This is a genomic window from Streptomyces sp. CB00455, from assembly GCF_001905445.1.
Lineage (GTDB): Bacteria > Actinomycetota > Actinomycetes > Streptomycetales > Streptomycetaceae > Streptomyces.
The window spans coordinates 189,657-203,666 of the sequence record NZ_LIVQ01000007.1; the positions used below are offsets into that span (position 1 = coordinate 189,657).

The following is a 14,010-nucleotide window of genomic DNA, read 5'->3' on the forward strand; positions in this document are numbered from 1 at the left end:
ACACGCTCAGGAGCGCCCGGTGCGCTCCTGCGCCCCGACGGGTGAGCGCATCTGAGGGGGATCCGCCGCGGGTGGCGGTCAAGACCGCCACCCGCGGTGCCCGCCCGCTTCGGACAGAAGAAGAGGCGCGCTTCGAAAGAAGGACCAATCCGCAGGACGGAGCACAGCGAATGGCCAGTGTGAGCACCTCCCGCAAGTCCTTCACCCGCACTGCCCTGGGGGCCGTGTCCGGCCTGCTGGCCGGATACACGGCGCTGGCAGTGGCCGAGCTGACGGCCTCGCTGGTGCGGCCGCAGGCCGGACCGGTCACCGTCGTGGGCGGCGCCGCCATCGACCGGACACCCCCTGCGGTCAAGGACTTCGCGATCCGCACCTTCGGCGAGAACGACAAACTCGTCCTCCAGCTCGGCATCCTCGCCGCCCTCGCGCTCCTGGGCGCCGTCCTCGGGATCGTCTCCTTGCGCTACCGGCGCGCCGGCGCGGCAGGTGTCCTCCTGTTCGGGGTGATCGGCGCGGCAGCCGCGCTCACCCGCCCCGACACCCAGGGAGCCGCGGACGCTCTGCCCTCGATGGCCGGCGCTGCCGCGGGCGCCGCGATCCTGTACTTCCTGGCCGGGAAACTGTCGTCCGGCCCAGCCTCCGAAGCCGGCACGGACGGCTGGTCACGGCGCGGTTTCCTGCTGACCGCATCGGTTACGGCGGTCGCCGCGACGGGAGCGGGCGCCGTGGGCCGAACCCTGACCGGCCGCCGCGGACAGGGCGCCGTCGCCTCCCGGACCGCGGTCAAGCTGCCCGCACCCGCCTCCCCGGCCCAGCCGCTCCCCAAGGGGGTCCAGCTGCATGCGGAGGGCATCAGCTCCTTCACCACCCCGAACAAGGATTTCTACCGCGTGGACACCGCCCTGGTCGTCCCCAGGATCGAGGCGGACACCTGGCGGCTGCGCATCCGCGGCAAGGGCGTCACCCGTCCCCGCACCTACACCTTCCAGGAGCTGCTGAAGCGTCCGCTCATCGAGCGGGACATCACCTTGACCTGCGTCTCCAACGAGGTGGGCGGCCCCTACATCGGTCACGCCCGCTGGCTCGGCGTTCCCCTGGCCGACCTGCTGCACGAATGCGGGGTCACACCGCCGTCCAAGGGCGGCGAGGCCGACCAGCTGGTCGCCCGCTCGGTCGACGGCATGACGCTGGGCTCGCCCGTCGAGGACGTGATGGACGGCCGCGACGCGATCCTGGCGGTCGGGATGAACGGCGAACCCCTGCCCTTCGAGCACGGCTTCCCGGTACGCATGCTCGTCCCCGGTCTGTACGGCTACGTGTCGGCCTGCAAGTGGATCGAGGAGATCGAGCTCACCACCTTCGACGCCTACGACCCGTACTGGGTCGCACGCAAGTGGGCTCGCAAGGCCCCCATCAAGACCCAGGCCCGCATCGACACCCCCAAGCCCTTCGGGCGGCCGACCGGAGAGGTGGTCATCGTCGCCGGCGTGGCATGGGCGCAGCACCGCGGCATCCAGCGCGTCGAAGTCCGCATCGACGACGGGCCCTGGCAGGACGCGGACCTCGCCCCCCAGGCCACCGCCGACACCTGGCGCCAGTGGTCCTACCCCTGGAAGACCACCCCCGGCGGCCACACCCTCACCGTCCGCGCCACCGACGGCACCGGCCAGGTGCAGAGAGAGGAACGCACGCGGACCATCCCCGACGGTGCCAGCGGCTGGCACAGCGTCTTCGTCACCGCCGGATAGCCCGCGGCCGGACAGCCCGCGGCGACCGGCCCCGAACCGGCCCCCCAAGACCTTCCATCCCCAGTGAACCGTTTCACAACAACAGGAGATACCTCATGTCCAGCACGCTCCGTTTCCGCCGTACCGCCCTCGCCGTCGCCGCGGCCGCCGTCCTGCCCTTCGCGCTGGCCGCCTGCTCGGATTCCGGCAGCGACTCCGCCTCCGGATCCACCGCGGACAAGAGCAGCGGGGCCCCCGCCGCCTCCCAGCCCGCGACCCCGGACACTTCGATGGCGATGGACAAGCCGTTCGGCCCCGCCTGCGCCGGTGTTCCTGCCGACGGCGCCGGTTCCTTCGACGGCATGGCCAAGGACCCGGTCGCGACGGCAGCCTCCAACAACCCGGCCCTGTCCACCCTGGTCGCCGCCGTCAAGCAGGCCGGCCTCGTCGACACCCTCAACAACGCGAAGGACATCACCGTCTTCGCCCCGACCAACGACGCCTTCGCCAAGATCCCGAAGGCCGACCTCGACAAGGTCCTCGCCGACAAGGCCACCCTCACCAAGATCCTCACCTACCACGTCGTAGGCCAGAAGCTCACCCCCCAGCAGCTGGAGAACGGCTCCTTCGACACCCTGGAGAAGAGCAAGCTCACCACCAGCGGCTCGGGCCAGTCCTACAAGGTCAACGACTCCTCCAACGTCGTCTGCGGCAACGTCAAAACCGCCAATGCCAACGTCTACATCGTCGACACCGTCCTGATGCCCAAGTAACACCCGGGCCCGACGGCTGGACAGCGCTTCGTGGGCCGGATTCCCTTCGCAGGGAGTCCGGCCCACGGGCTTGTGCCGTCCGGTTGCGGGCAAACCCGTCCCCGGCCCGGCCCGGCCCGGCCTGTCCCCGGCCCAGCCCGGCTTCGCCGTCACGATCGATTCATGGCTGCCCCCGAGAGGGGAGGACCGGAGGGGCGATGTCACCGCGGACCGCCCGCCACATCGGAGGTAGCCCCCGGACGAGGCGAGTCACGCAGGAAGGTGGAGTTCGGGCCGCTGCCGCTGCCACCGGTACCCCCTCTCCGGCGGGACGATTTTCCTCAGGCGTCCCAGGTGACGGGAAGGCTCTTCACCCCGTAGATGTCGGCGGTTTCCGGGCGCAGGGCCACCTCTTCGGCCGGTACGGCGAGGCGCAGCGTGGGGAAGCGGTCGATCAGTGCGGACAGCGCGAGCCGCATCTCGATGCGGGCCAGTTGGTGGCCCAGGCACAGGTGGATGCCGTGACCGAAGGCCAGGTGGCCGCCGTCTTGGCGGTGGAGGTCGAGTACGTGGGGATCGGTGAAGCGCTCGGTGTCGTGGTTGGCGGTGTGGTAGGAGAGGACGACGGTCGTGCCGGCCTTGATGGTCTGGCCGCCGACCTCGACGTCTACCAGGGCGGTCCTCATGAACGACTTGGCGACGCTCAGATACCGCAGCAGCTCCTCCACGGCCCCGTCGATCAGCGCGGGGTCGGCCCGCAGCGCGGCCAGTTGCGCGGGGTTCTGCAACAGGGCGAAGGTGCCCAGGGACAGCATGTTCGCGGTGGTGTCGAAACCGGCTGCCAGCAGGATCAGGCTGATCCCCTTCAGCTCCTCATCGGTCAGGTCGCTGTCGGTGAGTTCGCTGAGGACGTCGTCGGTGGGGTTCGCGCGCTTGGCGGCGACCAGTTGCGCGAGGTAGTCCTGGGTCGCGGTGTAGGCCGCGATCAGGTCCTCGTCGCTCGTTTCCCCGTTCATGAACATGTCGATCTGTTCCTGGAAGGATTCCCGGTCCTGATACGGGACTCCCAGCAGCTCGCAGATGACCATGGTGGGGATGGGCTTGGCGAATGCGCTCACCAGGTCGGCCGACGGTCCGGCCTGCTCCATGGCGTCCAGGCAGTCGGCGGTGATCTGCTCGATGCGTTCGGTCAGCAGTCGCATGCGCCGGGCGGTGAATTTGCCGACCAGGGGTTTGCGGTAGCGCGAGTGCTGGGGCTCGTCCATGAGGAGGAACTCGCCGGGCGGCGCCGGAGGGAGCTTGAAGTCGACCACGTTCAGGAGCTCTTTGCGCGAGCTGAACCGCGAGTCGGCCAGGACCGATCTGACCAGGTCGTATCCGGTGATCAGCCAACCGTCGATGCCACCGGGGTGGATGTAGCGGCTGATGGGGCCGTGACGGCGGGCCTCGGTCAGTTCTGCCGGAGGGTCGAACGGACAGCCGGGCTGACGCGCCGTGGGCGGTGTCGTGACGGTGTGCAGGGATCCGCTCATGACTTTCCTCATTTCGCGATATTACGCGTTCGGCTTTGGTTGAAAGCTACGTTGCGTTCGAGATGTCGTCAATCCATTGAATGTTGTCGATGCTGGTCAAGCCCCGCAAATTGATGCAATGGGCTGAGGCCGAATGCAATGGTCCATTGCAATGAATGGAAGTGAAAGCAAAACTGCCCGCACGGTGGGCTGGAGAACGACCGTGACCCCGGACCGATCAGAAGCCCGCTTCGGCGACCGGGGTACCTGCGACAGGACAGGTGCCGAAGATGGCTACGGGGATGGCGGCCGCCGAGCGGCAGGCGGGCGCGGATTCACGGACGTGGCCGACCCGTTGGATCCGGCCGACGGTCTGCCTCTGCTCGCCGAGGCGGAGTCCCGCCGTGCCACCGAGTGGGAGTCCGTCCTGCTCGTCGGGGACGCGACGACGATCGCGGCGGCGCGACGCTGGCACGAGACGATCTGGACCGTCGAGCTCCTCGTACGGGAAGCACCGGGCGATGCCGAAACGTGGACCAGGGCCCACCGACTGGTGAGTGCCGCGCGGGATGCCCTCTACGAGAGTGCGCGGCGTGATCTCGGAATCGAAGGGGCTCCGCCGCCATCGGGGCAGTGGCCACGGCAGTGGCGGGCTGAGCTCTCGGGGTGAGTCTGCGGGGCGGACGGTACGAGGATGCGGGTGTCCGGCGCACCCACAGGCCGCCCACGCAGACTGCTCGTCAATGTCGGCAGCCATGGGCGCGCCGTCGAGCTCGCCGGGGAACTGACGGCCGCCCGCGGGGCGGTCGGCAAGCCGGTCCACACGAGTGGCGCCGAGGCCGTCCCGACGTCAGGCAACGCCCCCGTCTTGCCCATGCTCCGTTCCTGCGCCAATGCGGAAGCCCCGCTGCCTCCACATGCCCGAGGCTCCCGCACCGGCCGCCCTTTAACGCGCCATGGTCCGCCTCACCCGCCCGGAAAACAGGGTCAGCGGTAGGTCTGGTGGCACAGCGACGTGATGGCGGGGCTGGTGACGCCGTCGGCCACCCGGCACAGTTCCTTCATGTCCTTCATGTCCTTCATGTGCCAGGGTCCCGTGGGCCGGGCCCGGCGGTGCGGCGCCGGGGTCTTCGGCCGCGCCTTCGCCTTGGCCTTCGGTCGTGCTGTGGGGTGTGTGGTCCGCTTCACTGCGGTGGCCCCGCGGGGCCGCGCCGTTCCTGGTCCGGCCGTCGGGCGGAGCGCGGGTCCGGTGTGCCGCGCCCTCCCGGTGTTTTCGCGGTCCGCTTCGGCCGGCTTGTGGGGGCCGGGCGCACGGTCCTGCTCGGGAGCCTGACCGGCCGGGGCGGTGGAGGATGACGCGGGCAGGGGAGAGAGCGGCAGTGCCACCTCGGTTCCGGGCCGTAGGGGCCGGGAGGCGGCCGGGATCTTGTGGTCGGCCGCCACCGCCGCGCGGGCGCCGGCGGGCGGGAGCGAGGTGGGGTGGACGGTGACGCATCCGGAGGCGGCGAGGAGGGCGGCGAGGAGCAGGGGCAGAGACCAGCGGCGCATGCCGCCACCCTGCCGCACCGAGGCCCTCCCGCTCGCCAGACGGCCCCGGCCGGCCCCTCGGATGGATGACGCGCCAGGCGTCTGCCGGGTCATCCCTGTCCGGCCCGTGGACCCGGGAAGAGCGGACGATGGAGCGCCGGCGCTCCGGCGACGTGGTGCCGATCGACTTCGACGACCCGCTGATCGCCGAGGCGGTTCGTCAGCTCAGCGCACGGGCGAGGACTTCAAGGATCTGGACGGCCGACCCTCCGGCGACTTCTTCCACGGCCCGCGCCCGCAGGGGGAAGCGAGCACCTTGGGTCTGGTCATGGCTCGGTCGAGCGGGGCTGGGTCGTGGGGATGCGATGGGTGAAGAACAGGGCGATGAGTGCGGCGAAGGCGAGGATGGCGAGTGCGGCACGCAGTCCGTCGAGTCGCGCGGCCGCGTTCGCGTCCAGTGCGTCCTGCGTCAGCTTTTCGCTGGTGCCCGCTTCGTCGAGGGCGCTCTGCAGCTGGGCGTCGGAGAGGAACGGCACGCCGCTTTGGAGTTCGGCGGCCGACTGGCTCTTCACACTGGCGGGGACCGCCGGATTTTGCTCCACGCTCGCCAGGAAGGACGACGTGAGGGAGGCGATCAGGATCGATCCGGCGAGTGCGGTACCGATCGAGGCCCCGAGGTTGTTGACGGCGTTCTGGATACCGCCGACCTCCGCGCTCTTTTCCTCCGCCACCGCGGAGACGGTGACCGATCCCAGCTGCGAGGCAAGTGCGCCCATCCCGAACCCGATCAGCAGCATGGGGACCGTGACCACTTCCGCTCCGGCGTCCGCGTCGAGCGCGGCCATCAGGATCACCGCACCGACGAGCAGCGCGGTGATCCCGATCCGTACCACTCGTCGCGGCGAGACGTCCGGGAGGAGGCGCGGAATGAGGACGGCGGCGGCGAGCAGGGTCACCGAGAGCGGGAGGAGGCGGGCGCCGGTGGCGAGCGCGGACAGGCCCAGGGCGACGGAGAGGTAGAGGGGGACGACGAAGAAGACGCCCATCTGGACGAGGTATTGGAAGAAGAACATCGTCAGCCCGCCGGTCAGCTGCTTGTTCTGCAGCATGGCGGGGTCGAGGAGGGGCTCCTTGTGCTGCCGGACGAGGCGAACCTCCCACCGGAGGAACAGCCACGTGAGCCCGATGCCCAGGAGCATCAGCCACACGGTCAGGGAGATCCCGAGCAGCGCGGGTGCATCGGGCTTGGGCTGGAACCAGCCCCACTCGTCCGAGCGGAGCACACCGTAGACGAAGCTCCCGAGCCCGAGGGCCGAGAGCACGGTACCGATGAGGTCGATACGCGACCGTTCCTCGCTGACCGCATCGGTGATCGGACGGGCGAGCACGAGGATGCCCAGTACGACGAGGACCTCCCCGGCAAACACCCATCGCCAGGAGAAGTACGTGGTTGCGAGACCACCGATGAGAGGCCCGACCGCGATGGCCACCGCGCCGGCCGCGGCGACCAGCCCGTAGGCGGCGGGACGGCGCTCCGGGGGGAAGTTGCCCGCCACCAGTGCCACGATCGCCGGCAGGATCAGCGCGGCCCCGATCCCCTCCAGGAACGCCCAGCCGATCAGCAGCACGGGCAGGTTCGGGGCGAGAGCGGTGGTCAGGGAGCCGCAACCGTAGACGACGCAGCCGATCATGAACGCGCGCTTGCGGCCGATCAATGCCCCGACCTTGCCGCCGGGGATCATGAACATCGCCATCACCAGGGTGTAGGCCGTGATGGCTCCCTGGATTCCGGCGACCGTCGTGCCGACGTCCTCGGCCACCGTGGCGATCGAGACGTTCATGACAGAGCTGTCGAGCGCCATCAGGAACTGGCCGGCCGCCAGTGCCAGCAGGACGAGTCGCGCCTTCGCAGATCCTTCGGCAGTGCCTGTTCCCGGTGCCATGGCGGGCATCGTCCCAGCCGCCCGGGGCGGCGGACGCACGACCCGCCGGGCGCGGCGGTCAACCAGTACGACGGAGGTGTCGGCTCGCACGCGCCCCGCCGGCGCATCCAGGACCGCCGCCTCCTGCATCGAGTCGTGCAGCAACCCGCCGCAGAGCCACACCCCCGAGAACGAGTCCCAGACGGTCAACGACCGTCCGTCATCCGACATCGCACCACAACCGGTCCACCACCCGGCGGAACGGGGCCGGCCCTGACCCCGTCACGGCGCGGGGGAGCACGGCACTTCGCATCAAGGGGCCGGTCTGCGCGCCTTCGCTTCGCCTTACGTCGCCCGGGCTGCCCCTCGGGAATCGATGACCGGCTCAATGCTCCATTACGCCCGGACTGATCCCTGTCCTGCTGGATCAGATCGTGGTCGGTTGAGTCGGCAAGCCGTTCGGCGGTGAGGGACCTCAAGGGGAGGGTCAACTCGCGCTCGCCGGGTCTCGGAGGCACGGTCGAGGACCGGATGCTGCGCCGGCAGCTTGCAGACCGCGCCTCCGGCCGGGCGACCTGCAGGATCATGCAGGTGGTGGTCGCGTGGGCGATGAGTTTGCCCTGTTCGTCGAGGACCTTGCTTTCGGCGGTGGCGGGACGGGTGCGGGCCGGCGTGGATGACGCTGCCGGTAGCGAGGCCGACTGGAGCGTTCGCCCCGCCGACGCGGACCGTCTCCTGCCGTCCAAGGTCGAAAAATGGGTGCGGGTCGCTGGCCCGAGACTGTTTCCTCACCTCATGCACACGACCAGACTGGTGCGTCTGCGGCCTTGGGCGGACAACGACCTCTGGCTGCTCAGGCGCCGCAATACCCCGGAGATGACGACCCACCTCGGCGGACCCGAACCGGACACTGCCCTCCTCGCCCGCCACCGTCGGTGGACGGCTATGAGCGCGAACGCTCCGCACCAGGGCCGGGTGTTCCGCGTGGAATCCCCGACGGGGGAAACCGTGGGTACGGTCTCTTTCACACCCAAGGAGCATGAGGGAGAGTCGATCTTTGAGGTGGGCTGGGGCGTCCTGCCCGAATACCAACGCCAAGGCTGGGCGACGGTCTCCGTCCGAGCCCTCCTTGCCCACCTGGCTGCCCTCCCTTCGGCGCACCGTCGCACGGCGATTGACGCTTTTCCCCGTGTGACAAAAACGGCCTCGAACGCGGTCTGCCGTGCGATGGGCTTCACCCTCCTCGCCGAACTGGTGCACGAATACCCCCCAGGCCAACACCACCCCAGCAACCACTGGCGCTTCACCCTCCCGTGAAACCCGGCAGCGACGTCGGTCGGCTTGTCCCGCTTCTCGCTCCGAGCGAGACGGTGAGGGCTGCGGCGGTAGAAACCCCCTTCTCCGGACACCGAAAATGAGTGAGTGACGCAGAGGGAAGAACGGAGGGGCCGAGCGCCATCAGGTTCGCCCGGGCGAGCACGGTCTGCGCGAGGACGACTTCCACGCGCTCGCCGACTTCGCCGGATCTACGGACACGCCACGAGCCACCGACTGAGCAGGCGCCCGGCCTTCGGGCAGCTCCGGGCTCGAATCCGCGATCATCGCGGGACAGGCCCCAGGATTTGGCAGGAACCTCGACGCGTGGTCAGACACCAGCAGGCCGCACGGCATCGCGGAGGTGGTCGACAGTCCCCGATGGGGAGCAGAACCGGCTCGTCGTCCATGCGCCGGCCTGACGATGATGTGCCGGGAGCATGCCCAGCCGGTGGAGTACAGGGGCCATCGGGGTAACGGTGCCGGGGCGGCCGGAGGCCGAGACGACCGTCGCGGAAAGGAACCCCAGCCGACGAACGGCTGGGGTTCCTCGAAGTGGTGGGTACCGGTCAGCAGACGGAGGCGCCGGTGCCGCACACCGCTCGCCTCCGCGCCGGCAGGCCGCCCCCGATCGCGATCACCGCGGACCGGGCAGGTCAGCGCTGCAGGGTGAGGACACCCGGCCGGTACGGCAGTTGGTCGTAGGGGCCGCCCGCGGTGGGGGACTTGCCCTGGTAGAGGAACTGCAGGTTGCAGGGGTCGATGGTCATGGTCTGGTCGGGGTTGCTGCGGACCAGGTCACCGTGGCTGATGTCGTTGGTCCACGTGGCACCGCTGTTGGCCTTGCCCGCGAAGGGGTTGCTTTCGCTGGCGGCCTGCGGGGTCCACGAACCGCTCAGGCTGGAGGCCGTGAACGAGCGGAAGTAGCGCTGCTCATTGGCACCCCGAGCCTCAACGATCATGAGGTACTGGTTCTGGCCCTGGACCTTGTACACCTGCGGCGCCTCGAACAGGTTCTTCACCGTGTCGCTCATGACCGTCGTGTACGCCGAGCCGAAGTTGCCCGGGAAGTTCCCGATCGGCATGCTCGCCCGGTAGATGCTGCCGTTGTCACCGGCGAAGAACAGGTACATGTTCTGGTCGTCGGCGATCAGGGTCTGGTCGATCGGTGCGGCGCCCGGGATGCTGCCGGTGAACAGCGGCTGCGGCGCGGACCAGCCGTTGGGGTTGGCGGGGTCGCTCGACGTGCGGTAGATGAAGGGCCACGCACCCCACTGGTACGCCAGCACCCAGATCTTCTTGGGCGCGAAGTAGAACAGCGTGGGCGCCACCGCGGGCTGGCTCATCCCGGTCTGGCCGGCCGACGCCATGTCCGGCCAGTTCGCGAAGGGGCTGAACATCATCGAGCCGTACGACGATCCCGACACGTTCGACCCGTAGACCAGGTGCTTGCCGTTGTACACCACGCTGGTGAAGTCCTTCAGCGAGCCCCACCCGTTCGCCGGCTGCGCCAACGCACCTGTCGACGTCCACTTGTACGTGGACGGAAGCGCACACGTGCCGCCCGTCGGCGCGGGCGTCGTCGGGGTCGGCGTCCCGGACGGGCCGGTCCACTTCTGGTTGGTGCCGGACCAGCAGGAGTACAGCTGGATCTTGGTGCGGTTGGCGGTGGCCGCGCCGACGGCGTCGAGGCACAGCCCGGACCGGACACCGGCGATCGTGCCGTCGGTGTTGATGTTCCACTGCTGGCCGGCGCCGCCGTTGCAGTCCTCGATGACCACCGCGGCGCCGTTGCCGGTGCCCTTGGACACGCCGTCCAGGCACTTGTTGCCGTAGATCATCAGCTGCTTGCCGGAGGTGTAGGTCCAGCGCTGGTTGGCCTGTCCGTTGCAGTCCCACAGCTGCGCCTGGGTGCCGTTGGCCCTGGTGGAGCCGTTGATGTCGATACAACGACCGGAGGGGACGCCCTTGATCGCCCCGGTACCCGTCCCGCCGGTGGTCCCGGGGGCGGCCTTGAGGGCGTTCACGACGGCGGTGTAGGCGGCCTTGGGGTTGCCGTTGTTGTCGAACAGCAGGGGGCTTTCGCCGCTGCGCCAGGAGTCGCTGTCACGGATGCCCCATACCGTGATGCCGGTGCACCGGGCCACGGAAAGGCAGGCCTTGACCGTGTTGGCGTAGTGGGTGGGCGAAGCCTGGGCGATGTCCAGCTCGGTGATCTGGACGTCAACGCCCAGGGCGGCGAAATTGGACAAGGTGGTCTGGAAGCTGGCCGGCGGGCCCCCGGGGCCGAAGTGGCTCTGGAACCCGACGCAGTCGATCGGCACGCCGCGGGACTTGAAGTCCTTGACCATGCTGTAGACGCCCTGGGTCTTGGCGTCCGACCAGTTCTCGATGTTGTAGTCGTTGTAGCAGAGCTTGGCCGAGGAGTCGGCCGCCCGGGCGGTGCGGAACGCTTCCTCGATGAAGCCGTTGCCCAGCACGTTCTGGAACACGGAGCTGCGGTGCTGCGAAGAGCCGTCGGCGAACGCCTCGTTGACCACGTCCCAGGCGTAGACCTTGCCCTTGTAGTGGGTCATCTCGGTGGTGATGTGATGGTTCATCACGCTGCGCAGCGTGTTGGCGTCGCCGATGGAGCTGACCCAGGACGGGAGCTGCGAGTGCCACACCGTGGTGTGGCCGCGCATGCGCTGGCCGTGTGCCATGGCACGGTTGACGATCTGGTCGGCGGGGCCGAAGTTGAAATTGCCGCGGGACGGTTCGATGGCGTCCCACTTCATCTCGTTCTCCGGGGTGATCATGTTGAACTCCCGGTCCGCGATCGCGGCGTACTTCGGGTCGCCGAGCCTGCCGGAGGCCACAGCGGTGCCGAAGTACCTGCCCGAAGGGGCCGCCTGCGTACCGAGGTTCGCGGCTCCGGCGGAGCTGGGGAGGAGCGTCACGACGCCGGCCACCAGCGCCGCGGCCGACAGCCCTATCGTCAGTGTCCGGCGACGCCGGCCGAGCCGGTGCAGGCCCTTCATGATTCTCCTAGGTGGTCGCGGGTCACCCTGGGTGCCGAGATCGTGCGCGCACCGGCCGGTGCGGCCTGGTCCGCCGCGGAGTGGGTGCGGTGCAGGACGTGGCGCCGTTCCTGCCTACCGGTCGCCCGGGGTTCGTGAGTGGGTCGCGTCATGGGAAGGGCTTTCTTCAGGAGATACGTCAACGGAGCAAGTCGGGGAACCTCCCACGCCGGCCCGTCATGGTGAGCGGCGGGAAGAGCACCCCATGCAATGGAGGCCTCCGCACTCGCGGTCTCGTAACGAAAAAAGTCGCGCCGCCCCGACGATTGCGCAGTGATGCATCTCGCCGGCAAAAAGTGTTACGCCAGGCCCCGCGGTCTGGTCGTCCCTGTGGAAGGGCGCGCCGCACTGGCCATCAGTGAAGGTCCCTTCAATGGGACCCGTGGCGGTCGCGGTCGCGCTGATCAGTCTTCAGTTCGCGGCGCACGGTCACCGGCTGTCACTGCGCGACGCGGTCCGACATGCTCAAGGAGCGGTAGCCCAGGCCCTGCGCACGATGAAGGAAGCCTGGCCGGCGAAAGCCCGGGTACCGTCGGAGCCGTCGAGCCAGATGCCACCGTCGCGGTGACGCAGGACCGAGCCGGGATAGTTGTGCGCGTGCAGGGTCACCGACCCGGCGACCGCCCCGGGGCGCGGACAGAAGGTGGCGTCTTCACGGAACAGTTGGCTGCCGTCATGGGTGCTCAGCCGTAGTCGCAGCTCACGATGGCGCAGGTAGCGGCCGTCGGCGGCGCGGAAGGTGACGCACCGTGTGTCGGCCAGCCCCTGGACGACCACGAAGGTGACCCGCTGCCGTGCCTGAGCGCTGCTGGACGCGGAGACCCGGCCGAGCGTCGCGAAGTCGTCGGCATACGTGAGGTACAGGGCGGGGTCGTCCACGGACTCCAGCGACTGTGCGCCCAGCGGAACAGTGCCTGCGACGGCGGACGGATCCACCGGGGACGGTCCGGCCGAGGTGGTGGTGCTCGACGGGATCGGCGTGGGGCTGCCGACCGTGGGAGCGGAGATGACGCCGGGCACCCGATGCGCCGGTTCGGGCCAGGTCGCGTAGGTGGCGGTCCCGGCGACGAGCACCGCGCCGGTGGCGAGGCCCACCAGCGGATGGGCGGTCACCGCGTGGAGTTTGCCGATCAGCGCGCCGTGCAGACCGCCTCCCCCCGTCGCCGCGGCGACGGCGACGGGTGCCGTGGCCAGCCCGGCGGCGCTCACGGCCGTACCCGACAGCACCCCCTTGGCGGCCAGCGCGGCGATGAGTCCGGCCGGGACGGCCAGCGGAGCGAGGCTGAGGAGCAGTGCTTCGGCCGGAACCCGTCCTGTCGTCGTCGCCATGCAGACCGGGCAGCCGCGGGTGTGCCGCGCGATCCGCTTGCGCCACACCGATGTACGAAGACCGTCCCAGCCGGCGACGGTCTCGTCCAACTGCGGGCAGCGCGGATCGGCCTCCAGCGCGGCGACGATCGTCCGGCTCAGTTCCAGCTGCTCGCGCATGCGTTGCAGGCGTACTCCCACGTGGGCGACGGTGAGCCCCGCCGCGGCGGCGATGTCGTCACGGCTCAGCGAGCCGGCGCATTCCTGCCACCACAGCGACAGCAGCACCCGATGGTCCGCATCGAGCCACAGTCCGGCTTCGGCAACCTGACGGCGCTCGTCCGACACGTGCAGACGCAGGATCGTCACGTCCTCGATTTCGGCGCCGGCGTCCGGTATCTGGAGTGCCTCGTCGATGATCGTGGTCCGGCCGGCGAGGGTGCGTTGCCGGTGCCAGTGGGTGTTGATCTGACGGAGCGTGATCGAGACCAGCCAGGACCGGAAGCTCTCCGGGGCACGCAGGGCAGGCAGGTCGCGCACCACGCGCAGCAGGGTTTCCTGGACGACGTCGTCGACGTCCGCATGTCCGCTCAGCGCTCGCCCCACGATGTTGTAGAGCAACGGCAGGTACGCGGCGATCAGCTTCTCCCGCGCCCGGTCGTCACCGGCCTGCGCCGCGACGACCAGCCCCGCGTGGTCCGCATCCATGAGCCCCATTCCCACCTCCCGGAGGGGAGCGATCTGCCGAGTACGGCGCCACACCTTGCCCTCGTGTATCAACCGGTCTTGGTAATCTGACGTCACGTCAGAAGAAGGTGCCCCTGAGCTGGGAGGATCCGAGTGTCTAGGTCGGATCCGCCGCAAGAACAGGTGCACCTTCTGGGTGAGCG

At 69.4% G+C, this 14,010-nt stretch carries 9 protein-coding genes; 4 read left to right on the forward strand and 5 right to left on the reverse strand.

What is annotated here, in order from left to right; translation table 11 throughout:
* Positions 1-170 precede the first annotated feature (170 nt).
* Positions 171-1,748 (forward strand): molybdopterin-dependent oxidoreductase, encoded by a 1,578-nt coding sequence (locus AMK16_RS26155; protein ID WP_073919801.1) that lies wholly within the window; start codon positions 171-173, stop codon positions 1,746-1,748.
* Positions 1,749-1,843: 95 nt separating this feature from the next.
* Positions 1,844-2,500 carry a fasciclin domain-containing protein gene (locus AMK16_RS26160; RefSeq protein ID WP_073919802.1) on the forward strand — a complete coding sequence of 219 codons (657 nt, stop codon included), beginning with the start codon at positions 1,844-1,846 and terminating at the stop codon, positions 2,498-2,500.
* A 320-nt stretch (positions 2,501-2,820) separates the two neighbouring features.
* Here the strand turns inward: AMK16_RS26160 and AMK16_RS26165 are convergent, their stop codons facing one another.
* Positions 2,821-4,011 (reverse strand): cytochrome P450, encoded by a 1,191-nt coding sequence (locus tag AMK16_RS26165; RefSeq protein WP_073919803.1) that lies wholly within the window; start codon positions 4,009-4,011, stop codon positions 2,821-2,823.
* Between the two features lie 322 nt (positions 4,012-4,333).
* On the opposite strand from AMK16_RS26165, the gene AMK16_RS26170 reads away from it, so the two are divergent.
* Entirely contained in the window at positions 4,334-4,660 is a 327-nt protein-coding gene (locus AMK16_RS26170) for a hypothetical protein (RefSeq protein ID WP_199885580.1), read from the forward strand.
* Positions 4,661-4,977: 317 nt separating this feature from the next.
* On the opposite strand, the gene AMK16_RS36310 is transcribed toward AMK16_RS26170, so the two are convergent.
* Positions 4,978-5,538: a hypothetical protein gene (locus AMK16_RS36310; protein ID WP_158071242.1), complete on the reverse strand. Its 561-nt coding sequence runs from the start codon at positions 5,536-5,538 to the stop codon at positions 4,978-4,980.
* Positions 5,539-5,843: 305 nt separating this feature from the next.
* Complete coding sequence (locus AMK16_RS26180; protein ID WP_107417267.1) at positions 5,844-7,460, reverse strand: MFS transporter; 1,617 nt, start codon at positions 7,458-7,460, stop codon at positions 5,844-5,846.
* A 444-nt stretch (positions 7,461-7,904) separates the two neighbouring features.
* On the opposite strand from AMK16_RS26180, the gene AMK16_RS37545 reads away from it, so the two are divergent.
* Positions 7,905-8,756, forward strand: a complete 852-nt coding sequence (locus AMK16_RS37545) for a GNAT family N-acetyltransferase (protein ID WP_242438912.1) — start codon at positions 7,905-7,907, stop codon at positions 8,754-8,756.
* A gap of 653 nt (positions 8,757-9,409) precedes the next feature.
* On the opposite strand, the gene AMK16_RS26195 is transcribed toward AMK16_RS37545, so the two are convergent.
* Entirely contained in the window at positions 9,410-11,773 is a 2,364-nt protein-coding gene (locus AMK16_RS26195) for a non-reducing end alpha-L-arabinofuranosidase family hydrolase (protein WP_073919806.1), read from the reverse strand.
* A gap of 504 nt (positions 11,774-12,277) precedes the next feature.
* Positions 12,278-13,828: a sigma-70 family RNA polymerase sigma factor gene (locus AMK16_RS26200; protein ID WP_079191769.1), complete on the reverse strand. Its 1,551-nt coding sequence runs from the start codon at positions 13,826-13,828 to the stop codon at positions 12,278-12,280.
* Positions 13,829-14,010 lie beyond the last annotated feature (182 nt).

Excerpts from the sequence above, each read along its gene's own strand:
- AMK16_RS26195 (WP_073919806.1), bottom strand. The coding sequence starts at position 11,773 with ATGAAGGGCCTGCACCGGCTCGGCCGGCGTCGCCGGACACTGACGATA.
- AMK16_RS26155 (WP_073919801.1), top strand. The coding sequence starts at position 171 with ATGGCCAGTGTGAGCACCTCCCGCAAGTCCTTCACCCGCACTGCCCTG.
- AMK16_RS26200 (WP_079191769.1), bottom strand. The coding sequence starts at position 13,828 with ATGGATGCGGACCACGCGGGGCTGGTCGTCGCGGCGCAGGCCGGTGAC.
- AMK16_RS26180 (WP_107417267.1), bottom strand. The coding sequence starts at position 7,460 with ATGGCACCGGGAACAGGCACTGCCGAAGGATCTGCGAAGGCGCGACTC.
- AMK16_RS36310 (WP_158071242.1), bottom strand. The coding sequence starts at position 5,538 with ATGCGCCGCTGGTCTCTGCCCCTGCTCCTCGCCGCCCTCCTCGCCGCC.
- AMK16_RS26165 (WP_073919803.1), bottom strand. The coding sequence starts at position 4,011 with ATGAGCGGATCCCTGCACACCGTCACGACACCGCCCACGGCGCGTCAG.
- AMK16_RS26160 (WP_073919802.1), top strand. The coding sequence starts at position 1,844 with ATGTCCAGCACGCTCCGTTTCCGCCGTACCGCCCTCGCCGTCGCCGCG.